Origin of the sequence: Pseudarthrobacter sp. S3 (assembly GCF_050156905.1) — a bacterium.
Classification (GTDB): domain Bacteria; phylum Actinomycetota; class Actinomycetes; order Actinomycetales; family Micrococcaceae; genus Arthrobacter.
The window spans coordinates 2,070,916-2,094,653 of the sequence record NZ_CP189583.1 but is presented as its reverse complement, the minus strand read 5'-3'; the positions used below and the strand labels follow the sequence as shown (position 1 = coordinate 2,094,653).

20 protein-coding genes and 1 pseudogene are annotated in these 23,738 nt (G+C 66.4%); 1 reads left to right on the top strand and 20 read right to left on the bottom strand.

Going from position 1 to position 23,738, the window contains the following annotated elements; translation table 11 throughout:
* Window positions 1–25: 25 nt before the first annotated feature.
* From ACQCSV_RS10055 to pyrR, 13 genes are all read right to left on the bottom strand, one after another.
* Window positions 26–2,176 carry a primosomal protein N' gene (locus ACQCSV_RS10055; protein ID WP_354155026.1) on the bottom strand — a complete coding sequence of 717 codons (2,151 nt, stop codon included), beginning with the start codon at window positions 2,174–2,176 and terminating at the stop codon, window positions 26–28.
* An 11-nt stretch (window positions 2,177–2,187) separates the two neighbouring features.
* The gene (gene metK, locus ACQCSV_RS10050; RefSeq protein ID WP_354155025.1) at window positions 2,188–3,423 is read right to left on the bottom strand and encodes a methionine adenosyltransferase; all 1,236 of its coding nucleotides are present in this window, start codon (window positions 3,421–3,423) and stop codon (window positions 2,188–2,190) included.
* Between the two features lie 78 nt (window positions 3,424–3,501).
* Window positions 3,502–4,752 carry a bifunctional phosphopantothenoylcysteine decarboxylase/phosphopantothenate--cysteine ligase CoaBC gene (gene coaBC, locus ACQCSV_RS10045; RefSeq protein ID WP_354155024.1) on the bottom strand — a complete coding sequence of 417 codons (1,251 nt, stop codon included), beginning with the start codon at window positions 4,750–4,752 and terminating at the stop codon, window positions 3,502–3,504.
* Window positions 4,753–4,780: 28 nt separating this feature from the next.
* Window positions 4,781–5,041, bottom strand: a complete 261-nt coding sequence (rpoZ, locus tag ACQCSV_RS10040) for a DNA-directed RNA polymerase subunit omega (RefSeq protein ID WP_090581074.1) — start codon at window positions 5,039–5,041, stop codon at window positions 4,781–4,783.
* 39 nt (window positions 5,042–5,080) lie between these two features.
* Window positions 5,081–5,653, bottom strand: coding sequence for a guanylate kinase (gene gmk / locus ACQCSV_RS10035; protein ID WP_354155023.1), 573 nt, complete (start codon window positions 5,651–5,653; stop codon window positions 5,081–5,083).
* A 46-nt stretch (window positions 5,654–5,699) separates the two neighbouring features.
* A complete protein-coding gene (gene mihF / locus ACQCSV_RS10030; RefSeq protein ID WP_181577315.1) occupies window positions 5,700–6,017 on the bottom strand; it encodes an integration host factor, actinobacterial type in 318 nt (105 codons plus the stop codon).
* A gap of 109 nt (window positions 6,018–6,126) precedes the next feature.
* A complete protein-coding gene (pyrF, locus tag ACQCSV_RS10025) occupies window positions 6,127–6,999 on the bottom strand; it encodes an orotidine-5'-phosphate decarboxylase (RefSeq protein ID WP_354155022.1) in 873 nt (290 codons plus the stop codon).
* The gene (carB, locus tag ACQCSV_RS10020; protein WP_354155021.1) at window positions 6,992–10,336 is read right to left on the bottom strand and encodes a carbamoyl-phosphate synthase large subunit; all 3,345 of its coding nucleotides are present in this window, start codon (window positions 10,334–10,336) and stop codon (window positions 6,992–6,994) included. The genes pyrF and carB overlap by 8 nt, the downstream gene beginning before the upstream one ends.
* A complete protein-coding gene (carA, locus tag ACQCSV_RS10015; RefSeq protein ID WP_426939552.1) occupies window positions 10,336–11,610 on the bottom strand; it encodes a glutamine-hydrolyzing carbamoyl-phosphate synthase small subunit in 1,275 nt (424 codons plus the stop codon). Before carA ends, carB begins: the two co-directional genes overlap by 1 nt.
* Window positions 11,591–12,121 (bottom strand): hypothetical protein, encoded by a 531-nt coding sequence (locus ACQCSV_RS10010; RefSeq protein ID WP_354155020.1) that lies wholly within the window; start codon window positions 12,119–12,121, stop codon window positions 11,591–11,593. Before ACQCSV_RS10010 ends, carA begins: the two co-directional genes overlap by 20 nt.
* The gene (locus ACQCSV_RS10005) at window positions 12,121–13,473 is read right to left on the bottom strand and encodes a dihydroorotase (protein ID WP_282330677.1); all 1,353 of its coding nucleotides are present in this window, start codon (window positions 13,471–13,473) and stop codon (window positions 12,121–12,123) included. The genes ACQCSV_RS10010 and ACQCSV_RS10005 overlap by 1 nt, the downstream gene beginning before the upstream one ends.
* A complete protein-coding gene (locus ACQCSV_RS10000) occupies window positions 13,473–14,516 on the bottom strand; it encodes an aspartate carbamoyltransferase catalytic subunit (protein WP_354155019.1) in 1,044 nt (347 codons plus the stop codon). Before ACQCSV_RS10000 ends, ACQCSV_RS10005 begins: the two co-directional genes overlap by 1 nt.
* The gene (gene pyrR, locus ACQCSV_RS09995) at window positions 14,513–15,100 is read right to left on the bottom strand and encodes a bifunctional pyr operon transcriptional regulator/uracil phosphoribosyltransferase PyrR (protein ID WP_354155018.1); all 588 of its coding nucleotides are present in this window, start codon (window positions 15,098–15,100) and stop codon (window positions 14,513–14,515) included. Before pyrR ends, ACQCSV_RS10000 begins: the two co-directional genes overlap by 4 nt.
* Before the next feature lie 100 nt (window positions 15,101–15,200).
* Between pyrR and ACQCSV_RS09990 the strand changes: the two genes are divergently transcribed.
* Window positions 15,201–16,475 (top strand): PrsW family intramembrane metalloprotease, encoded by a 1,275-nt coding sequence (locus tag ACQCSV_RS09990; RefSeq protein ID WP_426938373.1) that lies wholly within the window; start codon window positions 15,201–15,203, stop codon window positions 16,473–16,475.
* A 322-nt stretch (window positions 16,476–16,797) separates the two neighbouring features.
* Here the strand turns inward: ACQCSV_RS09990 and ACQCSV_RS09985 are convergent.
* The 7 genes and pseudogenes from ACQCSV_RS09985 to ACQCSV_RS09955 all read right to left on the bottom strand — a co-directional run.
* A pseudogene (locus tag ACQCSV_RS09985) lies at window positions 16,798–17,094 on the bottom strand (dihydroxyacetone kinase subunit DhaK); the annotation flags it as partial.
* 270 nt (window positions 17,095–17,364) lie between these two features.
* A complete protein-coding gene (locus tag ACQCSV_RS09980) occupies window positions 17,365–19,056 on the bottom strand; it encodes an LssY C-terminal domain-containing protein (protein WP_426938372.1) in 1,692 nt (563 codons plus the stop codon).
* Window positions 19,057–19,103: 47 nt separating this feature from the next.
* Complete coding sequence (locus ACQCSV_RS09975; protein WP_426938371.1) at window positions 19,104–20,231, bottom strand: MFS transporter; 1,128 nt, start codon at window positions 20,229–20,231, stop codon at window positions 19,104–19,106.
* Window positions 20,228–20,884, bottom strand: coding sequence for a DedA family protein (locus ACQCSV_RS09970; protein WP_354155015.1), 657 nt, complete (start codon window positions 20,882–20,884; stop codon window positions 20,228–20,230). The genes ACQCSV_RS09975 and ACQCSV_RS09970 overlap by 4 nt, the downstream gene beginning before the upstream one ends.
* On the bottom strand, window positions 20,881–22,029 hold the full coding sequence (locus tag ACQCSV_RS09965) for a Tn3 family transposase (RefSeq protein WP_426938370.1): 1,149 nt from the start codon (window positions 22,027–22,029) through the stop codon (window positions 20,881–20,883). The genes ACQCSV_RS09970 and ACQCSV_RS09965 overlap by 4 nt, the downstream gene beginning before the upstream one ends.
* Before the next feature lie 305 nt (window positions 22,030–22,334).
* Entirely contained in the window at window positions 22,335–22,646 is a 312-nt protein-coding gene (locus ACQCSV_RS09960) for a hypothetical protein (RefSeq protein ID WP_426938369.1), read from the bottom strand.
* A 44-nt stretch (window positions 22,647–22,690) separates the two neighbouring features.
* Window positions 22,691–23,722 carry a DUF4158 domain-containing protein gene (locus ACQCSV_RS09955; protein WP_426938368.1) on the bottom strand — a complete coding sequence of 344 codons (1,032 nt, stop codon included), beginning with the start codon at window positions 23,720–23,722 and terminating at the stop codon, window positions 22,691–22,693.
* Window positions 23,723–23,738: the final 16 nt, after the last annotated feature.

Genomic DNA, 23,738 nt, shown 5'->3' with positions numbered 1-23,738 from the left:
AGGGACGCCTGCTAACGGACGTCTACTAAAGGACGTCCACGCCATCAAGCCTGACCTGGACCGGTTCCGTGCTCCGCTTGGCGGCGGCCGCAGCCTTTGTTGCACGCAGTACCCGGGTGACGGTGGCTGCCTGCCCGTACGCAAAGAACAGCAGGCTCCGGGCGTCCTCCCCAGCCGCCGCGGTGCTGCCGGCTCCGCCGGTTGCGGGACCGGTGAGCACCAGCGGGGCCGGACCTGCGGTCCGCAGCGCCACACCGGCGGTGGCCAGCTCCTTCTCGACGGTCCCGGAAAAATGTACGACGGCGGCCCGGGGGCCGGTGATCGAGGCAATCCTGACTGCCGGCGGTAGTTGGAGTTCCATCCGGAGTTCGAGCTCGCGCCGGGCGTACCCGGCCGGGTCCCACCGCAGCAACGCGCCAACAGCCACGCTTTCCGTCGCAGTGATAACCACCAGTCCGCCGTCGGACGCCGGACGCACCAAAGCTGCGGCGTTGAACCAGCGGCGCACGGTGTCTTCGCCGGCGCGGAGATTCTCCCGGCGCAGCAGGGAGTCGCCGTCGAGCAGCAGGGCCGCCGCGTAACCGCCCTCCGCTACGGGCTCGGCGCCGACGGTGGCCACCACCAGCGCCTTGGCGCCACCAACTCCGGCTTTGATGTTGCCGCCCGAGGACGTAATAACGGGTTTTCCGGGAAATGCACGGCCCAGCTCTTCAGCAGTCCGCAGGACTCCGGTGGCGCCCTTACGGAGCTTGTGCCCCGCGCAGTGGGCACACTGCCACTCCGGCGCCGGCATGGAACACCAGCGGCACTGCGGGATCGCAGAGCTGCCGCTGCCTCCGGCCAAGGCCAGAGGGCCCTGGCAGGCCTGGCACCGGGCAGGTTCACGGCAGGTCTCACAGACGAGCGACGGGGCGTAGCCGGCTCGGGCCACCTGCACCAGGACAGGCCCACGTTCCAGCCCGTCCTTGGCGGCGCGCCAGGCCGCACCGGGAAGCCGCGCAACCAGGGCGAGGGGGTCGCGTTCCTGTTCGAAGCTGTCCGCCGTGTTCAGCACCCTGGGCACAGTCCGTCGTGCGAACGCCCGATCGGCCTCGACTGGCATGGCCCAGCCGGCCTCCACCAGCCGCTGGAGTTCCGTACTCCTGGAATGACCCGCCATCAAGCAGGCGGCGCCTTCCTGTTCCGCTCGCAGCAGGAGGACGTCGCGGCTATGGGCGTACGGGGCGCGCTGTTCGATGTGAAGGTCATCGCCGTCATCCCAGCAGGCAATAAGACCCAGATCGCGGACGGGGGCAAATGCTGCAGAACGCGTGCCGATGGCAACGCGTGCAGACCCGGCAAGGAGGCGCAGGAAACTCCTGTAGCGGGGCGTTGGCCCGTCATCGGCCGTCAGCCGCGCAATATCATCGGCGGGCAGCACGGCCAGGAGCGCCTTTTCCAGCTGGTCCAGGTCCCTGTAGTCCGGAACCACCACCACGGCGCCGCGGCCGGAGGCACGGACTGCAGCCACCGCCGTTGCCAGCAGGTGCGGCCATGCGGCCGGGCCGAATCCCTGGAGTGGGTTGAAGACCGCCCGCGGAGATCCGCCGTCCCGCAGGTGGCGGACAAATGCCGGGCCGTTACGGTACCCGACCCAGTCGGAATCCGTCCCGGAAGTGACGTCAGGGCCAGTAGCGGCCGCGACGACGGCAAGCGGATCCGGTGCCGCGGGCTCTGCCGCAGGGGCGGTGAGGAACTCCTTCTCGAGCCTGGCCATGCGCGGAGGCACCGCAACGCGCAAGACGTCGCTGACCGTGCCCGCGTACCTGGCCGCGACGGCGGCCACCAGATCCCGGACGGGCGGCGTCAGGACAACCACCGGGGAGACGACCTTCTGGAGGGGCACCAGGGTGTGGCCGGCGTCGGATTCTGCCGTCCGTTCAATGATGAAGCCGGACAGGTCCTGGCCGTTGAAACTGACTTTGACCCTGACGCCGGCCTGCGCGGCCTCATCCAGTTCAGCCGGCACGCTGTAGTCGAAGGGTCGGTCCAGGTGCGGCAGCGGCGTCTCGACGAATACCCTGGCCACCGGAAGGTGCGTGGCCAGCGGAGGTCCGGACGGCCTGGCCTTCGCCGGGAAGCCCTGCAGCAGCGACAACTGGACTGTGCCGGGAGGGACAGACTCGTCAGAGGCCATGGCGGGCTGGCCTACGCGTTGAAGAAGGCCTTCAGGTCCTCCACCCGGTCCAGGCGCTCCCAGGTGAAGTCGGGATCGTCACGGCCGAAGTGTCCGTGCGCGGCGGTTTTGGCGTAGATGGGACGCTTGAGGTCCAAGGCATCGATGATGGCACGTGGGCGGAGGTCGAAGATCTCCGCGATGGCGGCGCTGATCCGGGCCGGATCCACTGTTTCCGTGCCGAAGGTTTCCACGTACGTGCCTACGGGCCGGGCTTGTCCGATGGCGTAGGCAATCTGGATCTCGGCACGCTTTGCCAGTCCGGCCGCCACAACGTTCTTGGCAACCCAGCGCATCGCGTAGGCAGCGGAACGGTCTACCTTGGACGGGTCCTTGCCCGAGAAGGCGCCGCCGCCGTGGCGCGCCATGCCGCCGTATGTGTCCACAATGATCTTGCGTCCGGTCAGGCCGGCGTCACCGACCGGCCCGCCGATGACAAACTCGCCGGCCGGGTTCAGGATGTTGACGGCCCCGGAAATGTCCAGATTGGCGACTCCCAACACCGGCTCAATCACAAAGGAGACGAGGTCCGCGCGCAGGCGGTCCAGGCTGGTTCCTTCGGCGTGCTGGCTGGAGATGACGACGGTTTCCACGGAAACCGGCACGTCCTTGTCGTAACCGATGGTGACCTGGGTCTTGCCGTCGGGGCGGAGGTAGGAGAGCTCGCCGGACTTGCGCACCTCGGTGAGGCGCTCGGACAGGCGGTGCGCAATCCAGATCGGGACCGGCATGTAGGACGGGGTTTCGTCGCTCGCGTACCCGAACATCAGGCCCTGGTCGCCGGCGCCCTGGAGGTCATAGTCGTCCTCCTGGCGCCCTTCGCGGGCTTCAAGGGAGTTGAAGACACCGCCGGCGATGTCGTTGGACTGCTGGCCGATGGAGACGGACACACCGCAGCGGGCGCCGTCAAAGCCGTTGGCCGAGGAGTCGTAGCCGATGCCCAGGATGGTTTCCCGGACGATCTGCGGGATTTCAACGTAGGCGTCGGTGGTGACCTCACCGGCAACATGGACCAGGCCGGTGGTGGCCATGGTCTCCACCGCGACGCGGGACTCCGGATCCGCGGCGAGCAGTGCATCCAGGATGGCGTCACTGATCTGGTCGCAGATCTTGTCCGGATGGCCTTCAGTGACCGACTCGGACGTGAAGAGCCGGAGGGCGGTGGGCGTAGCCCCGTGCGTATTGGGAAGGTGCAGCGGTAAAGTCACTCAACTACCTTACTGGTTTGGAATCGGACCTCCGGCGGCATGTGTCCCCGTGCTAAGGAGACGGTGCGTGGCTTTCGGTCAGGCGCGTGGCGAAACGTGGTTCAGCTCATAGCCGACCCGCGTGATGACGGCCACCGAAACCTCTGTTTTGGATCCGGCGGCCAGTTGTGGTTCGGCGCCGGAGCGGGCAAGGATGACTACCGAGTTGCTGTCCTGGCCAAAAACCTTGTCCGCTCCCACATGGTTGACCACCAGGAGATCGCAGCCCTTGCGCCTGAGCTTTGCTTCCGCGTAGGAGAGGACGTCGCCCTGGCCGTCACCGGTCTCGGCCGCGAAGCCGACAATCAGCTGGCTGCGGCGAATGGCCTGGCGTTCGGGAGCATGATCACGGAGTTCGACCAGTTCCTGGAGGATGTCCGGATTCCGGACCAGGGAAATGACGGGGTCAGCGGTGTCATCACGTTTTTTGATTTTGGTGCCGGAGATCTCCGCGGGACGGAAGTCCGCAACGGCCGCCGCCATAATCACGACGTCGGAATCCACCGCGGCTGCCAGCATCGCCTCCCGCAATTCCAGCGCAGTCTCAACCGTGAGGACGTCGACTCCGGCCGGCGCCGGCACGTCCATGTGGGCGGCGACCAGCCGCACCGTGGCTCCTGCATTGCGGGCAGCGACAGCCAGCGCCACGCCCTGCTTTCCGGAGGACCTGTTGCCCAGGAAACGGACAGGGTCCAGCGGTTCCCGGGTTCCGCCTGCACTTACGGTGACGGTACGGCCGGCCAGCGGAAGCTGGTAATCGGACTGACCCTGTGCAAGCGCCATGGCGGCGTCGAAGATGGCTTCGGGCTCAGGCAGGCGGCCGGGACCGGAGTCCGTGCCGGTGAGCCGGCCGCTGGCCGGTTCCAGGACGGCCACTCCCCTGCTTCGCAGCGTTTCAACGTTGGCGCGGGTGGCGGCGTGCCGCCACATTTCTGTGTGCATGGCCGGGGCGAAAAGCACCGGGCCGCTGGCCATCAGCAACGTGTTGGTGAGGAGGTCGTTGGCCTGGCCGGTGGCCGCGCGCGCCAGCAGGTCCGCTGTCGCGGGTGCCACCACAATGAGGTCGGCCTCATGGCCAAGCCTGACGTGGTTGACCTGGTGCACGTCGTCGAAGACGCTGTTGCTGACCGGATTCCCGGACAGGGCCTCCCACGTGGCGACACCCACGAAGCGGGTAGCCGCCTCAGTGGGAATCACCGTGACATTGTGTCCGGCTTCAGTAAAAAGCCGGAGGAGCGATGCGACCTTGTAGGCCGCAATCCCTCCCCCGACTCCGAGGACTATGCGCACGTGACCTCCGTCAACAGGCAGTCTGAACTTACTCTGCGGCTTCGATCGGCGTAGAAACGAGCTTGCCTTCGTTGATTTCGCGAAGGGCGATCGACAGCGACTTCTCGTTCAGCTTGGTGTCGACCAGGGGGCCGACGTACTCAAACAGGCCCTCGTGCAGCTGGGCGTAGTAAGCGTTGATCTGACGTGCACGCTTGGCACCGAAGATCACCAGGCCGTACTTGGAATCAGCTGCCTTCAGCAGCTCGTCGATCGGAGGGTTGATGATGCCTTCAAGGTTCGTGGACACGAATTCTCCAAATTCTAACGGGCCGATCCGACCCTACGTCTAGTGCGGGTGCGGGGTCAGCCCCATGAGTGAAACAAGCTCGTCCGCTGCGCGTCGAACGTCATCATTGATGACGGTGTGGTCGAACTCCGGCTCAGCGGCTAGTTCCAGTTTAGCGGTTTCCAGACGGCGCTGCTGTTCCTGCGCTGTTTCCGTGCCGCGACCCACCAGCCGGCGGACCATTTCTTCCCAGGTGGGCGGTGCCAGGAACACAAACTGGGCGTCCGGAACGGCCTCTTTGACCTGTCGTGCACCCTGGAGATCGATCTCCAGGAGGACAGACCTGCCGGCGGCGATGGCCCGGTCCACGGAACTCCGCAGCGTGCCGTAGGTGTTTTGGCCGTGGACTACTGCCCACTCCAGGAACTCGCCGGCCGCAATGAGCGACTCAAACTCTTCCTTGGACTTGAAGAAGTAATGGACTCCATCCTGCTCACCCGGCCGCGGAGCGCGGGTGGTGGCTGATACGGAAAGCCAGACTTCGGGGTAGTTATCCCGGATGTAGGTGGACACGGTGCCTTTGCCAACAGCCGTCGGACCGGCGAGGACTGTCAGTCCCGGTTTCTTGCTCACGTATTCCTTTGGGCAGAGTTAGGGTGCGGGCGCCTCTACGAACGCCCTATTTCTCGTCTATAAAATCTACCAGCGCCTGGCGCTGGTGAATGCCCAGGCCGCGGAGCCGGCGGGACGCCGCGATGCCCAGCTGCTCCATAATGGCCGCAGCCCTGACTTTTCCAATGCCCGGCAGGGCCTCCAGCAGCTCCACCACCCGCATCCGGGCCAAGGCGTCGTCCGCTGCGGAGGCGTCAAGGAGGTCCGCGGCCGATGTCTTGCCGTTCTTGAGGCGATCTTTCGCGGCCGCCCGGGCGGCCCGGGCGGCGGCCGCCTTGTTCAGGGCGGCCGCGCGTTCCGAAGCGGATAAGGGTCGCAGGCTCATGGAGGACACCCCCGGATTCATCGGCTGAGTCCATGGCGACCGCCATTGGACTTGTCCTGAAACCTACCCCTTGGCGGGCGGTGAATCAATGGATGCCGCCAGGAGGCACCTATTCGCCCAGCAGTCCAACAAGCGTGCGCAACGCAGCATTTCGGAGGCCCTGAACCCCTGGACCGGCAGCAAGGATATCCCGGCTGGACGTCCCCAGGACCTGCGGGTACGCGGCCCCGAACGTCCGGCGCAGGTCCGCAGGGGTGGCCCCCTGCGCGCCCAGTCCCGGGGCGAGGATCGGTCCGCGGACCGACGGCAGGTCCAGGTGCAGGTCAGTCAGCGCCGACCCAACGGTGGCGCCGACGACGAGTCCAACGGACCCCAGGCTGCCGGCGTACCGGCTGTTTTCTGCCGCTGCCGCCGCGACGATCCGCCGGGCCACGGAGTCGGCTCCGCCCACATGCTGCACGGATGCCCCTTCCGGATTGGAGGTCAGGGCGAGGACAAAAACGCCGCGGCCGTTGTCCGCTGCCAGGTCAAACGCCGGGCGGAGCGACTCAAACCCCAGGTAGGGGCTGAGGGTCACGGAGTCGGCCGCCAGGGACGAGCCGTCCCGCAGCCAGGCGTCCGCGTAGGCAGCCATCGTGGAGCCGATATCCCCCCGCTTGGCGTCGGCAATGGTGAGGACCTGCGCCTGCGCTGCCGCGGCCAGGACCTCTTCAAGGACTGCCATCCCGGCCGAGCCGTGGCGCTCGTAAAGCGCCACCTGCGGCTTCACCGCGGCAGCGAGGGAACTGACGGCCTCCAAGACCGTCAGCGAGAACCGCCTCAGCCCTGCGGCGTCGTCGGCCAGTCCCCACTCCTTCAGGAGTGCCGGGTGCGGGTCAATGCCCACGCACAGCGGCCCGCGGGACGCCATGGCCGCCCCGAGCCGGGAGCCGAAGGACTCCCGGCCGGCGGGGCCTGATGAGGTGGAACCGGCCTCAGGCATGCTGCGATACCGCGGACTCGGCTGCCGCGTTCTCCGCGGCTGCCTTCTGGGACGCCACCAGGGCAGCGGCGTGCTCCTGCAGGCTGGTCACTGACCACTCGTAGGTGCGCATGGCCTCGATGGCCTGCACGGCCGCGTTGAACTCGGCCACCGTGGTGATGCAGGGGATGCCGATGGAGGTCGCGGCGGCACGCAGGGCGTAGCCGTCGCTGCGGGCTTCGCCGCCGGAGGGCGTGTTGAAGACCATGTCGATCTCGCCGGCGATAACGAGGTCTGCGATGGTGCCCTCACCTTCGGCGCTGCTTCCCTCGGCGACCTTGCGGACCGTGCTGGCCTGGATGCCGTTGCGGCGCAGGACGTCGGCGGTGCCACCCGTGGAGACGATCTCAAAGCCGAGGTCCGACAGGCGCTTGACAGCCATGATGACCGCACGCTTGTCCCGGTTGGCCACGGAGACGAAGATCTTGCCTTCTGTGGGCAGGGCGTTGTTTGCGGCTGCCTGGCTCTTGGCGAAGGCGGTGTCGAAGTGCTTGTCGATGCCCATGACTTCGCCGGTGGAGCGCATCTCCGGGCCGAGCAGCGAGTCCACAACCTTGCCTTCGGGGGTACGGAAGCGGCTGAACGGAAGCACGGCTTCCTTGACCGAGACGGGAGCGTCGAGCGGCAGCGTGGAGCCGTCGCCGGTTTCCGGCAGCATCTTGTAGGCGGTCCGGAGCTGGTGGATGGTCACGCCGGTGCCGATCAGCGCGGCGGCCTTGGCCATCTGGACTCCAGTGGCCTTGGAGACGAACGGCACGGTGCGCGACGCACGCGGGTTCGCTTCGAGCACGTAGAGAACATCTGAGGCCAGCGCGAACTGGATGTTGATCAAGCCGCGGACGCCCACACCCTCGGCGATGGCGCGGGTTGCTGTGCGGACACGTTCAATCACGTTGTTGCCCAGGGTGATGGGAGGCAGGACACACGCGGAGTCGCCGGAGTGGATTCCGGCCTCCTCGATGTGTTCCATGATGCCGCCCAGGTACATGTCGGTACCGTCGAAGAGCGCGTCAACGTCGATTTCGACGGCGTCCTCCAGGAACCGGTCGATCAGCACCGGGTGGTCCGGGGTGATTTCCGTGGCGTTGGCGATGTACCGGGAGAGGTTCGGCTCGTCGTAGACGATTTCCATGCCACGGCCGCCGAGCACGTAGGACGGGCGGACCAGGACGGGGTAGCCGATCTCGTCGGCGATCTTCTTGGCGTCGTCGAAGGACACCGCGGTGCCGTTCTTCGGAGCGATCAGCCCGGCGTTGTCGAGTACGCGGGAGAACTCGCCGCGGTGCTCAGCGAGGTCGATCGCTTCCGGGGAGGTGCCCAGGATGGGAACGCCGGCGTCGGCCAGCTGCTGTGCCAGCTTCAGCGGGGTCTGGCCTCCGAGCTGCACAAAGACGCCCATCACGCCGCCGGTGCGTTCCTCGGCGGCGATGACCTCGAGGACGTCCTCCAGCGTCAGCGGCTCGAAGTAGAGGCGGGTGGAGACGTCGTAGTCGGTGGAAACCGTCTCCGGGTTGCAGTTGACCATCACGGTCTCGTAGCCGGCCTTGCGCAGCGCCATGGAGGCGTGGACGCACGAGTAATCGAATTCGATGCCCTGCCCGATGCGGTTGGGGCCGGAGCCGAGGATCAGGATGGACGGCTTGGAGTGCAGCGCAATCTCGTCCTCCTCGTCGTATGACGAGTAGTGGTACGGGGTGTAGGCGGCGAACTCGGCGGCGCAGGTATCCACGGTCTTATAGACCGGACGGATCCCGAGGGCCTGCCGGACACCGCGGACCACGGCTTCGGAGTTGTGCGTGAGGGAACCGATCTGCTCGTCCGAGAAGCCGTGGCGCTTGGCGCGCTTGAGCATCTCCACGGTCAGGGACCCGGCTTTGCGGATCTCGTGCGAGATCTCGTTGAGCAACTGGAGCTGGTCCAGGTACCAGGGGTCGATCTTGGTGGCTTCGAACAGCTGTTCCACGGTGGCGCCGCCGAGCAGGGCGCGCTGGACCTGGTGCAGGCGTTCCGTGGTGGGCCGTTTGGCCTTCTCGATCAGCTCCGGGACTTCCCATTCGGGGACGGAGGTGAAGTCCAGCTGCGATCCCTTCTGCTCCAAAGAGCGCAGCGCCTTCTGCAGTGCCTCGGTGAAGTTGCGGCCCATGGCCATGGCTTCGCCCACGGACTTCATGGTGGTGGTGAGGGTGTCGTCGGCGGCCGGGAACTTCTCGAAGGCGAAGCGCGGAACCTTGACCACCACGTAGTCCAGGGTGGGTTCGAACGACGCCGGGGTCTTCTGCGTGATGTCGTTCGGGATCTCGTCCAGCGTGTAGCCGAGGGAGAGCTTGGTGGCGATCTTGGCGATGGCGAAGCCCGTGGCCTTGGACGCCAGGGCGGAGGACCGGGACACACGCGGGTTCATCTCGATGACCACTACCCGGCCGGTGTCCGGCTCAATGGCGAACTGGATGTTGCAGCCGCCGGTGTCCACGCCCACCTCACGGATGACGGCGATGGAGATATCGCGCAGCCGCTGGTATTCGCGGTCCGTCAGGGTCAGCGCCGGTGCCACGGTGATGGAGTCGCCGGTGTGCACGCCCACGGGGTCGAAGTTCTCGATGGAGCAGACCACCACGACGTTGTCGTTTTTGTCGCGCATCATCTCAAGCTCGTATTCCTTCCAGCCGAGGATGCTTTCTTCAAGCAGCACTTCGGTGGTGGGGCTGTACTGCAGGCCCTGGCCGACGATGCGACGCAGGTCATTTTCGTTGTACGCGAGGCCGGAGCCCAGGCCGCCCATGGTGAAAGAGGGCCTGACCACCATCGGGTAGCCGAGGTCCTCGGCGGCTGTGAACGCCTCGTCCAAGGAGTGGATGATGTGGCTGCGGGCCGATTCGGCGCCGCAGCGTTCCACGACGCCCTTGAACTTTTCGCGGTCCTCGCCGAGCTCGATGGCGGCGATGTTCGCGCCGATGAGCTCCACGTTGTACTTTGCCAGCACGCCGTTCTTGTCCAGCGCGATGGCCGTGTTCAGCGCAGTCTGCCCGCCGAGGGTGGGCAGGATGGCGTCCGGGCGTTCCTTGGCGATGATCTTCTCCACCACCTCGGGGGTGATGGGCTCGATGTAGGTGGCATCGGCGAACTCGGGGTCCGTCATGATGGTGGCCGGGTTCGAGTTCACCAGGATGACCCGCAGGCCCTCCTCCTTGAGGACACGCAGTGCCTGGGTGCCGGAGTAATCGAACTCCGCGGCCTGGCCGATGACGATCGGGCCGGAACCGATGACCAGGACGCTCTTAAGGTCAGTTCTCTTGGGCATTACTTCTTGTCCTCAGTCTTGGAATCGGTGGTGATCTTGGTGCCGGCTGCCTTGGTGTGCGCCATCAGATCGATGAAACGGTCAAACAGGTAGGCGGCGTCGTGCGGGCCGGCTGCGGCTTCCGGGTGGTACTGCACTGAGAAGGCGGGGATGTCCAGGCACGCGAGGCCTTCGACGACGTCGTCATTGAGGCTGATGTGGCTGACCTCGACCCGGCCGTAGCGCTCCTCGGGAGCCTGGGTAGCGCCGTCGAGCGGTGCGTCCACGGCGAAGCCGTGGTTCTGCGAGGTGATCTCCACCTTGCCGGTGCGGCGGTCCAGCACGGGCTGGTTGATGCCGCGGTGGCCGTAGCGGAGCTTGTAGGTGCCGAAACCCAGGGCACGTCCCAGGATCTGGTTGCCGAAGCAGATGCCGAAGTACGGCAGCTTCTCGTCCAGGACGGAGCGGAGCAGCTTGACCTGGGCGTCGGCTGTGGCGGGATCGCCCGGGCCGTTGGACATAAAAAAGCCGTCCGGGTTGACGGCTTTGACGTCCTCGAGGGTGGAGGTTGCCGGCAGGACATGCACCCGGACGCCACGCTCAGCGAAGCGGACGGGGGTCATGGCCTTGATGCCGAGGTCTATCGCGGCAATGCTGAAGCGGGGCTCGCCGTCCCAGCCGTGGTCCTGGGGGTCCACCACGTAAGCCTCGCTGACGCTGACTTCCTCGGCCAGGCGGGCGCCCTCCATCGGGGCGCTGGCCAGGACCGCGTCAACGAGTTCCTTGTCCGCAGCCTTCGCGGCCGCACCCGAGAAGATGCCGGCGCGCATGGTTTTGTGCTCGCGCAGGTGGCGGGTGATGGCCCGGGTGTCGACGCCCTGGATGCCGACGATCCCCTGCTCGATGAGTTCCTCGTCCAGGGAGCGTTCGGAGCGCCAGTTGGAGGGGCGGCGGGCGGCGTCGCGGACGATGTAGCCGGCCACCCAGATGCGCCGGGATTCTGCGTCCTCGTCGTTCACACCGGTGTTGCCGATGTGCGGCGCGGTCTGCACCACCAGCTGGCGGGCGTAGGAGGGGTCGGTGATGGTTTCCTGGTAGCCGGTCATGCCGGTGGCAAACACAGCCTCGCCCAGGGCAGTGCCCTGCGCGCCGTAGCTGGTGCCGCGGAACATGCGGCCGTCCTCCAGGACGAATACCGCCGGGGTGGGAACTGCGGTGGAAAGGGCTGCGGGTGCCGCAGTCTTTGCTTGTGCTGTAGCTGTTTCTGTCACTGTCTTACTTTCCACTCTGGGGATCCTGGGAATGTTCCCGGGGGGCTGCGGCGATCAATTGCTGAAGGGAGTGATAGAGGGCGTCTTTGTCGGCGGCCCGGCGGGTCCGGAAGCCGGTGTCGAGTTCGTGGCTTCCGAGGTCCCAGGTGAGGACCAGGAGGCCGTCCTTTTCCACGAACTTGCCGGCCATACCGCTTTCCTGCCGGACGGCGGTGAGGCTTCCTGCCGGGATGTAGAGCGCCGGGGCACCGGTTCTGTCGAAGAGGACGCCGTGCGGGTACACGCTGAGCACGGCATTGGTCCGGATGCCAAGCCTGTGCACCGCGATCCGGTCCAGCCAGTCTCCCGCGGTGGTCGACGCAACGTACTGGCCGTCGGCCCCGGCGAGCGGCACGCCGGGCGCCTCTGGCACGTCGGGCAACCGGCCGACGTCGGCCTGCCGCCTGAGTCGGTTACGCCAGCCTACCCAGATCATCAGCAGGACGACGGCGATAAGCACCGTTGTGATGAGGCCGGTAAGTAGTTTGGTGTCCATCAGGAGGCGCCTGCCGCGGACGCCGCCGATTCGCGGTACGGCGTGTTGAGCTTGCCATCCAGGACGGTGGGGTGGCCCTTGTAGAAGGTGGCCACTACCTTGCCCGGGAGCTCCAGGCCGGCGAACGGGGAGTTGCGGCCCATGGTTGCCATCTTGGCAGGGTCAACGGTCCAGCGTGCCGCCGGGTCCACCAGGATGATGTTGGCGGGTTCGCCGGCGTCCAATGGACGGCCCTGGTCCGTCATCCGGCCGATCTGCGCCGCTGCGGTGGAGGTTACGCGGGCGAAATCGGCCCAGGTCATGAGGCCGGTTTCGATCATGGTGTGCTGGACCACGGACAAGGCTGTTTCCAGCCCGGTCATGCCCATCGCGGCCTGCGCCCACTCGCATTCCTTGTGCTCGCTCGGGTGCGGGGCGTGGTCGGTGCCCACCACGTCAATGGTGCCGTCGGCCAGGCCGGCGCGCAGTGCCTGCACATCGGCGTCGGTCCGCAGCGGCGGGTTGACCTTGTACACAGGGTTGTAGCTGCGGACCAGGTCGTCGGTGAGCAGGAGGTGGTGCGGGGTGACTTCGGCGGTGACGTTGATTCCGCGTTCCTTGGCCCAGCGGATGATCTCCACGGAGCCGGCGGTGGAGACGTGGCAGACGTGAAGACGGGAATCCACGTGCTGCGCCAGCAGGACGTCACGGGCGATGATACTCTCCTCGGCCACCGCCGGCCAGCCGGTGAGTCCCAGGACGGCGGAGACGGCGCCCTCATTCATCTGCGCTCCGGCGGTAAGGCGTGGTTCCTGCGCGTGCTGGGCCACCACGCCGTCGAACGCTTTGACGTACTCCAGGGCGCGGCGCATCAGCACGGGATCGTGGACGCAGATGCCGTCGTCGGAGAACATGCGGACCTGGGCGCGGGAATCTGCCATGGCGCCGAGTTCGGCCAACTGCTCGCCGGCCAGGCCGACGGTCACGGCGCCGACGGGACGGACGTCCACCCAGCCGGCCGCGCGGCCCAGGCTGTGGACCTGTTCCACCACACCGGCGGTATCTGCCACCGGGTTGCTGTTGGCCATGGCATGGACCGCCGTGAAGCCGCCCAGGGCGGCGGCGCGGGTGCCGGTCTCTACGGTTTCGGCATCTTCGCGGCCGGGTTCGCGCAGGTGTGTGTGCACGTCCACCATGCCGGGCAGTGCCACCAGGCCGGCGGCTTCGATGACGGTGGCACCGTCCGCGTCCTTGTGGGTCGCAGCGGCTGCTCCCCGTGCGGCGATGACGCCGTCACTGATGAGCAGGTCCTCGGCCCCGGCGCCCAGGATCGATGCACCGCGGATCAGGTATGTTCCGTTGTTCTCTGCCATCAGTTGCTCTCCTTGGTGGAATGGGCGGCGTTGGAACGCGCTGCATTAATGTGGGCTGCGCCAGCTGTGACGGCTGGTTCGCGGGTATCCCCGGAGAGCAGCAGATAGAGGGTGGCCATCCGGACCGAGACGCCGTTGCGTACCTGTGCAAGGACGGTGGAACGGGGCGAGTCAGCGGCGGCGGAAGAGATCTCCAGGCCACGGTTCATGGGTCCGGGATGCATGATGATGGTGTCCTTCAGTCCCAGGCTGTCCAGGGCCCGGAGCCGGTTGTCATCAAAGCCCCAGCGGCGCGAGTATTCGCGGGTGGAGGGGAAGAACGAGGCGTTCATCCGCTCGCCCTGCACGCGCAGCATCATCACGGCGTCCACACCCTGCGCCAGGGTGTCGTCCATGTTGTAGCTGACCTTGCACGGCCAGTGTTCGACGCCGATGGGCAGCAGGGTGGGTGGTGCCACGAGGGTGACGTCGGCTCCGAGGGTGCGCAGCAGCCAAACGTTGGAGCGTGCCACGCGGGAGTGCAGGACATCCCCGGCGATGGCTACCCGCATGCCTTTGAGGTCTGCCCCGATGGACGAGGAGCCCGCCAGTTTTGACCAGTGCCGGCGCATGGTGAAGGCGTCCAGGAGTGCCTGCGTGGGGTGTTCGTGGGTGCCGTCGCCGGCATTGATGACGGCGGCGTCGATCCAGTCGGTCGCGGCGAGCCGGTGCGGCGCGCCCGAGGCCCAGTGCCGGATCACGACGGCGTCTGCGCCCATGGCTGCCAGCGTTTGGGCTGTGTCCTTGAGGGATTCGCCCTTGGAGACGGAGGAGCCTTTCGCGGCGAAGTTGATGACGTCGGCGGACAGCCTCTTGGCGGCCGCTTCGAAGGAGATCCGCGTGCGGGTTGAGTCTTCGAAGAAGAGGTTCACCACGGTGCGGCCGCGGAGGGCCGGGAGCTTCTTGACTTCGCGGTCCCCGACGGCAGCCATTTCCTCGGCGGTGTCGAGGATGCGGATGGCGTTGGCCAGGCTGAGGTCTTCGGTGGAGAGGAGGTGTTTCACGCGCCGCCCTCGATAACCACTTCGTTGACTACGGAGCCATTGGCGGCGGTGTCGGTTTCCTCCAGGCGGACCCGGACCTTCTCGGCGGACGAGGTGGGCAGGTTCTTGCCCACATGGTCGGCCCGGATGGGCAGCTCACGGTGCCCGCGGTCGATCAGCACAGCGAGCCGGACGATCCGCGGACGGCCGAGGTCGATGATGGCGTCAAGGGCGGCACGGATCGTGCGGCCGGAATACAGGACATCATCGATGAGCACCACAACCTTGTTATCTATTCCCGTGCGCGGGAGCTGTGTGGGGTACGGCGGTCTGGTGGGCTGGTGGGAAAGGTCATCGCGGAACATGGTGACGTCCAGCTGCCCGACAATGGCGGTGGCGTCCACGGTGGGATCGGCGGCGGCAATCTTGTGTGCGAGGCGGACGGCCAGCGGGTAACCACGGCGCGGGATTCCCAGCAGGACCAGGTCCTTGGACCCTTTGTTAGCCTCAAGGATCTCATGGGCGATTCGAGTGAGTGCACGGTCAATGTCCGCCTGGTTGAGGACAACCCTGGCTGGAACCGGTGCGTTTGTGACAGAAGTCAAACTCTCGTCTCCCCTTTCCCCGCCTCACGGGACGGAATTAAAAAAGGATCATTTGCGTTTCAAAATTACCACATCGGCAGGGGCATCATAGGCTTCGAGTATGTCCAAGCACCCCCATCAGCCGGGTTCCGGCCAGGCCGGCGGGCCGGCCGGTCCACGGGATCCCTTCCCCAGGCAGGCCAACCCCAGTTGGATGGGCCGGGTGGAACCGGAATACTACCGCCCGGCGCCCGGAACCAACGCAGCTGCCCTGCCGCCCCTGGGGCCTCCGCCGGCAAGTCTGGCGGGCAGGATGGCGGTCCGGCGATCCACCGGCCTCCTGGCACTGACCGTGGGGGGCGGCGCCCTCGTCTTTCTCAGCCTGTTCCTGGTGGTGCCGTTCCTGCTCGCCAACACCGGCGTGGGCGGATTCATGGTGGGGTTTGTGCTGTCACTGGTTCCGCTGTCCGCAGTGCTCCTGGCTGTCTACCTGATCGACCGGTGGGAACCTGAACCCAAGCGGCTCCTGTTCTTCGCGTTCACCTGGGGCGCCGCCGTGTCCATCGCCGTCACACTGCTGATCCAGCCGTTCTTCGTCCTGACCTTCCGTTTCAGCGACGTGGCTGACGTCCGGACGTTTATGGCCACCGTCCAGGCGCCCGTGGTGGAGGAGTTCGCCAAGTCTTTGGGCCTGCTCATGATCCTGCTGCTGGCGCGCAAACACTTCGACGGGCCGGTGGACGGTGTGGTGTTTGCCTTCACCATCGCCGGCGGCTTCGCGTTCACCGAAAACATCCTCTACTTTGGCCGGGCCATCGCCGAATCCGCCAACCCTGGAACGGACCTGGCCCAGGTCTTCCTGCTCCGTGGGGTGATGTCCCCGTTCGCGCATGCCATCTTCACCGGAACCACCGGGCTCATCATGGGTTTCGCCTCCCGCCGCTGGCACTCCGGAGCCTCCGTGCTGGCCTTTGTCATCGGACTGATCCCGGCCATGCTGCTGCACAACCGGTGGAACAGCATGGCCGCGGGGTTCCTGGCGGAGTACATCATGATCCAGGTGCCCATCTTTCTGCTGGCCGTTGTGGGGATCATCCTGCTCCGTGTGGCAGAGAACCGGCTGACGCGCCAACGGCTGATGGAATATTCCGCGGCCGGATGGTTCAGCCCCGCCGAGGTGGAACTGTTGGCCACACCACGCGGCAGACGTACCGCGCTGCAGTGGGCCGCCGGCTACAACCGCCGTCCGCAGATGAAGGCCTTCCTGCACTCCGCCACCCGGCTCGCATTCACCAGGCAGCGCATCCTCAGTGGCCGCGATGTCCGGCTTCACCAGTTGGAGGAACAGCAGCAGCTGCAGGGTATCCTCTCGTTGCGGGCCGCCGTCGCAAGCTGAGCCGGGATCCCCGGCTACGTTCTTTGGAGTTCTTCGGGCAGTGCCGCCGTCAGTGACAGTGCCTCGTCGAGGACTTTGCCGAAGTTCGCCGCATCGTGGGCGAACCGGCCCGGGAAAGTCCGGAGACGCCGTCGAGCGCGGGCAGCAGCCCTGCCTTGGCTGACCCGCCATAGATGACCGGCAGCTCCCCCAATGCGTTGCCTGCCTCGTGCGAATGGGCAGCCAGCGTCGCTGATCTGCTGATGGACAAACGCAGCCGCCTGATCGGCTCCGTTCCCGTTTGTTCCATGGCGTGTGTCCTCACCCACGCACAGCAGCGGGGAGATGCCGGCGTCGTTTCCTCCAAAGAGCTGGCCACGGCGGCCTCAGGTCCGGTTATCTCGCGGCGGGCACGCATTGCCAGGTTGCCCTTGCGGTAGGCCGGCCAGTCTGCGGGGGCGGCCCAGTAGTGTTCGAGTTCCTCATCGAGCCAAAGCAGGGTGCGGGAAAGCCCGGACATGTCCAGGCTCGTGTCCAACTCCCCGCACTCCGGTTCAACCACGGTCAGCCCGGCGTTGACGAGGAGTTTCTCGATCTTGCCGAAAAGGAGGAAAAGTTCGTCGTACTTGACGGTTCCGAGGTGCGGATCCGGTCGGAGACATCGGTGAGTTTCAGTTGGCCACGGCGGTCAAGCAGGGCAGACTGGTCTAGAGCCAGTCCTACACCGCGGATGTCTCCTAACTCTCCTGCTGCGCCTCCTGACCACCCTTCCCCTCCACACGGATGAAGCCCTCCATGAGCACGACTTCATCGACCTCACCGACAGTCTGACCTCACAGAAAATCGGCATCGTCCCCGCACCCTCACAGACAGTTGCTTGCCGGCGCCGTCCGGCGGGGGTGCACTGCAACTACGGGTTCAGGTTTTCGGGATTGAGTACAGCGGCCTGGCCGTCGGTAAAGAATCCGTCGCCGGTTGCGTTGTGTCCCTGCTGGGCGTCTACGACGTGCACCAGGTGGGGCTGTGCCACTTTCAGTGATTGCAGGATGTAGGCCCTCTCCGCGTCGATATTCGGGTCGATGTGATGGGTTGGCAATCCGGACGTCGTTCCTATCCCGATGCCGCGGTCGAAGCTGGCCGTGGCGACCCACACGGGTTGGACGCCGATGGTAAAATTGGTCCTCCAGATCCTTGTGTGGTGCCGCTGTACCAGGGTGTTGGCGTCGGTGGGTTTTTCGAATGCCACTGTCTCCGGCCGGGCATCCAGGTAGGACGGCGTGACCGGAGCGGTGAGGTACTGCTCGTTGCGTACTGCGACGAGGATGGAACGCAGGGTGTTGCCCAGGGTCGAGGGGTCGGCTTTGTACCATCCGGCCCTTTTGAACAGGTCCTCGATCTGCTGCTGGCTGCCGAGGTAGATGAAGTTGATCGGTTCCATTCTGGCCCCGGTCAATGTTTCGCTGTAGGTGGGCAACTGCCTGATGGCGGCCGCGTCCAACGCAGGCAACGCCTGGGCTGTCTCCTGACGTTCAAGGACGGTCAGGGGCGTAAGCTGGGCGCCGAACATCCCGGCGAACAGCAAGGGAGCGGCCACGGCGATTAGCAGCGGCTGTTTGACCGCGGCGCTGAGTTTCACCGGTTGGACCAGGTGGAACCGGTCGTTGATCTCCAACGGTGTGATGATGCCGGCGAGAAGGAACAAACCCAGGGCGAGACTGCCCAGGATGTCGCTGGGGTAGTGGACGCCCAAATATATCCGGCTGATTCCGACCAGCAAGACGGCGGTTAGCGCTGCCAGGACGATCAGTAGCCTGGCTATGGAGGACTTGATGGCGCGGCACAGCAGGTAGGCGGTGAGTCCGGCTATGACGGTCGCTGTCAGGGTGTGTCCGCTGGGAAAACTGAAGCCGTTTTCGGTCAGCAGGCCCAGGGAGCGGTCCGGCCGGGGCCGTGCGACGATCTGCTTGATCACCGTGGAGGTGGCGCTTTCCAGGCCAAAGGCGGCCGCCAGCAGGACCGGTACCCACCATTGTCGCCGCCGCCGGGACGCCAGGCTCAGGACGATGAGGAAAACGACAACCGACGTTGAACTCGCGGCAAAGGTAACGACGCTGAAGAACGCGTTTTGCCCGTCGGTGCGGATGTCCGGCACGAGATTGAGGATCCGCTGGTCGATGCCGGCGAACGAGGTCTTCAGGACGACCGCTCGTGTGAGGCTGATGAAAAGCCAGAGGGCGGCGGCCGCGGCCGCGGCACCGATGGTCAGGACGAGTCCGGTTGGCCGTTTCATCGAGAGCCGGCGGCCTGCCCAGCCGACGAGGCGCGGGTAGCGTCGGCGGAGCCGTACGACGTAGGTGTTGGCCCGGACGCCTTCCCAGGCGGAGACCAGTATCGACCACGCGATTTTCAGCGGTGTGCGCAGGACCATGATCAGGCTGAAGACGAACAGAATGATCAACAGCAGCTGCACGAGCAAGGCGGCCGCAAAGATCAACGGGATCCCGACAACATCCAGGGTATTCAGCAGATAGGCGTTCAGGGCAGTAAAAACAACAACAGCCAGCAGGGCTGCCTCGTACCAGAGCGTCTGTACGCTGATCATTCCCGGCCGCCTTTTCCGTCCGCCGGGCGGGGGGATTGTGGTTTGATTCATCCTGGCTCCGTCCGGTCCCGGCCCGTGTCCGCGACTGCCGGGGAAATCCCTGCGGTGCGGGGATGACGGCTGAATACTCCGACGGCGGCGGTCAGGAGGGCCAGTGCGCCGTAGCCGGCCGCGAGGCCCGTGGCGGCGGCGACCGCCCCTACCAGCATCGGGCCGCCCGCGTCGCCGAGTTCGCGGCCGACTTCGGCGGCGCCTATGGTCTGGCCCAGCCGCTCAGGCGGTGTGGCGGTGGCCAGGGCCGCAAAGGCCACCGGGGTGATGATGCCCGTTCCGGCGCCGATGGCCGCGGCGGCCGCCAGCAGCCCGGCGTTCCCGGGTAGCATGGCGGCGGCCAGGCCTACGGCCGTGAGCGCCAGGCCCAGGCCCGCGAGGCGGCCCGGATGACGGGCTGGTGTATCGGATGCCCTGCCGGCGAGGGGCTGGGCGACGGCGCCGCAGACGGCCAGGACCGAGACGGCAGCTCCGGTGGCGACGGGCCCCAGACCCGCTGCTGCCCCAGAGAGGGGAAGGAAGCCGACGCCGACCGACAGGGCCGCCGCCACGGGCACGGCCAGGAAGGCCCACACGGCTACCGCCAGTGCCAGGAGTGCGGTGAGGGTGAACAGCAGTTTCAGCCCGCTGGAGGCCACCAGTATTCCTCCGATCAACGGGCCGGCGGTGTATCCGATGCTTTTGTAGAACCCGTAGGAGCCGAACGCTCTGCCCTGGCGGCCCGTGGGGTTCAGCCGGGCAACCAGGGCAGAGGCTGCCGGGGAGAACGCTGAGGCGGCTGCGCCTTGGCCCAGTCGTGCCAGCCACAGCCATGCCCGATCCCGGGCAAGGACGAAGGCTGCGGAAAAGAGTGCGAAGGCGGCCAGACCGCCGAGCAGGACCGGTCTGGCGCCGATCCGGTCCGAGAGTGTCCCGAAAACGGGTTTGAGAAGCACCTCGGCCCCGTCGTACAGGGCCAGCATCGCCCCGAGTAGCAGCAGAAACTGGCTGTGGCCGATGCTGTAGGCGCCGAGGTTCGCCGCCACGGCATTGGCACCGAACGCCGTGGTGAAGCCGGCTGCATATAGGGGGAACAGATGCCGCCAGGGGCTTGGAACCCCGGCGCCCTGTGCGTCGGCTGTCATTGATCGGGCTCGGGCTCCGGCGCGGATCCGGAAACGGGCGCGCTGGGGCGGCGTTCCCGGCGTGCTTTGCGCACGCGCCAAACGATGTACGCGATCACGGCCACCACCAGCACCACGGCCGTGATGTCGCGTCCGGCTGTCTTGGCGACGGCTTCGTAGGAGTTGCCGGCCAGGAAACCCAGCAGCACAAACCCCGCCCCCCAGACCAGGCCGCCGGCGGCGTTGAAGACCAGAAACCGGGGATAGTGCATCCGGGACGTCCCGGCCAGGGCAGGCATGACCGCCCGGAAGAACGCCACAAACCGGCCGAGGAAGACCGCCGATCCTCCGCGGCGGCGCAGGAAGTCCTGCGCCTTGTCCAGTTTGGCGCGGCGTTTGTTCATGACCTTCAGGTTCAGGACCCGGGGGCCGAAGTGTTTGCCGATCTCGTAGCCGACCGTGTCCCCCACAACGGCGGCCAGCACGACCAGGACCATCATCGTCCAGAGCTCCACGTGGCCCCGGCTGGCGACGACGCCTCCGAGGACCGCCGCTGTCTCTCCCGGGATCACGAACCCGATGAACAAAGCGTCCTCAGCGAACACCAGCAGCCCCACCAAGGTCAACGCCAGGACCGGGTTGACGTTCAGGATGCTGTCCAGGAACGCGCTCACCCGGCACCGCTTCCCCGGGTTCGAAGACCGCGGGCCCCACTCGGGAAGTGCTCGACAACTGGATCCTGGTTCACGGCCTGCTCCTCGCGTGTCGCGCCAACCGGCAGAAATCCGGCCTTCAAGTAACAAATGATATCCCCGCGCTGGCCGTAGAAAATTTTTCGGGCCATGCGGTGCGGGGATTCCTGGACGGTGAGTTGAACATGGATCGAGCGACGGTAGCTCTCGTCATCCGGGTCATACATGGCAAGGAGATGCAGTGTCTTGGCGGCGCGGCCGTATTCAGCGAACGCTGCGCCGAGCGGGGTGGGGCTGCTGTCACGGCCCAGCATCCGCAACAGGTCATAGTCGGCGACCGAACCGCTGTGCAGGGATCCCACGACACGCAGCATGTCCGCCCACTGGACCCGGATGCGCCCGGCCGATAGCTTGTTCGTCCCGACAGCGTTCAGAGCGCCGTAGTCGGCGGCCCGCCCGCCGGGTATGGTGAGGCGCCAGAGACGCTGGTCGGGCATATCAGCCAGACGCGGGCTGAACTGGTAGCCGAGCAGACGGAAGAGCCCGAACACGATGTCGGAGTAGGATGCGGTGGCCGTCGCGATCATCTGCGGTGCGGGTCCGCCGTCACGGTTGAGGATCACATCCGGGACGTGAAGGGAGTCGCGCATCGTCCCCGTGACCACGACGGCCCCGATGCCGGAGACCTGATCGTTGATGGCGTTGAGCCAGGTCACGCCGCGCCCCTGACCGAAATAGTGCGGATTCGGGCCGGCATCCAGGGTGCGGACCGGGACAACGAACCGTAATCCGTCGACGGAGGCAACCTGGCCACCGCCCCACGCCTGAGCCGTCGCAACGCCGGCCTGGGCATCGATGAGACGGGCGTTGACGGCGGCCAGGGTATCGCTGCGCAGGTAGTTCTGCGCCACGTGCGGGAGCCGGCGCCGGCTCAGGGCCGGATGGCCGTGTTTGATCACCGGGGCGAATCCGAGGTTGCAGCCTTCAGCGACCAGTACCGCGGCCATCGACGTGGCCAGATCGGCGAGCCCGGAACCGGACGCCCGCTCTGTCATGCCCAGGTGCGTGAAATCGTTCAAATGGCAGGTCCAGGCGTTCACCTCGAGCAGCACGTCCGGCAGATCCACCCGGGCAGCATCCGCTCGACGGTGTCCCGCAACACGGTCAGCGTGTCCGGTTCCGGCAGCGGTTCCAGCCGCGACTGATTCACCCGTGTCCGCCCCTCCGCACCTGTTTCCAAACGAATCGGGGCGGCGACGGAGGTCGCAGCCGGGCGGATCCTGGCGGCGAGACCCGTGTAGGCAGCGCCGAGCCGTGCGGCAAGGTCGCCGAGATGGGTTTCAACGGGGGCGTGTAACCGCAGGGCCGTGAGAACACCGGGTCGGGCCTGTTCCCATGCCTCACCATCGAGAAGGCGGGCCCGCGGATCGCCTCATCGGGCGGAACCCACCGCGTAGACACCCCGGCGACGCAGCGCCCGATGCAGCGACTCGAGCACGCACAGCGTGTACACCCGGTGATCCACGATCCCATCCGGCGATTCCGTGCCGGGAAACACCAGCCGCCGCCACGTCCCGGTCACCACCTCGTCCACGATCTCTGACCGGGTAACCCGCTTGCGTCCAACCAGGCCCCCCAGACCCCGGACCGCGGTCAACAGCGGGCTGCCCGCCGGCGTTGCGGCTAACGGCAGGACATTAGCGATCACCGTCAAAAATGGTCGGACCGTGGCGTATCGCTTCACCAGTTCCGCCTGGCCTTGGTCCGCGTCCTCCCCGGCGTCGGGGGCTAGCCCCCGACCGTCGCCACCGCGGCCATGAGCCGCTCCCGCGAGGTGGCCGCCTGCAACCGGGCCCGCGCCTCAGCCGGGCCCAGCCCAGCGCTCTGGACCTCGGAACATTCCAGCATCACCTTGGCCGCCGCAGCCAACGACACCGACGACCGCCTCAGCTGAGGCAAGGACCGCATCCGGTCCTTGGCCGACGCACGCACCGCGGGCCCGATGAGCTTTGTCGCCATCAGAACCGAAAACAAATCAACCGCATCATCGACCGCGGATACCCGCAGAGCCCCGGCGGTGGCAACCAACGTCGCCCAACGGCGATGCTCCGGCATGCGCCGCAGCATCGCCGGATCCGATGACAGACACTGTCGAGCCAGCACCTCCACGCGCCCCGCCGCAATCTCGCGCAGATCAACGCCGCCTGCACCCAACCCAGCGATCTCCGCGGCGCGTTCCAGTGCCCGCACCATCTCCGGCCCCGACGCCCGGGTCGGAGCACGACGCAACCTCTCCAACCCCGACGAAAGAGAATCAGCCGGCACCGCGCGCAAACCATCAAGCCCGCGACCAAGCTCTGCAGAAACCCGTCCCGCCAACACCGAATGCAAGCGGTCGCCGGCCTCGCCCCTGACCTCAGCGACGAGCCTGGCCAACACACTCACACCCGGAAGCAGGACCCGCTCCGCACGAATCCATGCCACGCCCTGATCGAAGAGCTGGGTCGGCCGCTCCGCCAGCGTCCACGCGCGAGCCGTCAGGAAGCTCCTGAATTCGGCGGCAGTCCCGGGCGCCGACAGCCGCCTATACCCATAAGCCTGCGCTATCTCCCACCGGTGCTCGTACGGCGTCTTCGACCGTTCTGCGTAACTCCCCAAAACGGAACCGCCGACGATCCCAAGTTGCGTTGCCACGAAATCAACCAACTCCAGATCCCGGTCATCGAGGAAGAAGAACCGTTCCAACTCAGCCCGCGAAACCGGACCCGCGAACTGCGCATACACCGCTACCTGGTCATCACTGAGAAACTCAACTGGCATGACGCTAACGTAAAGC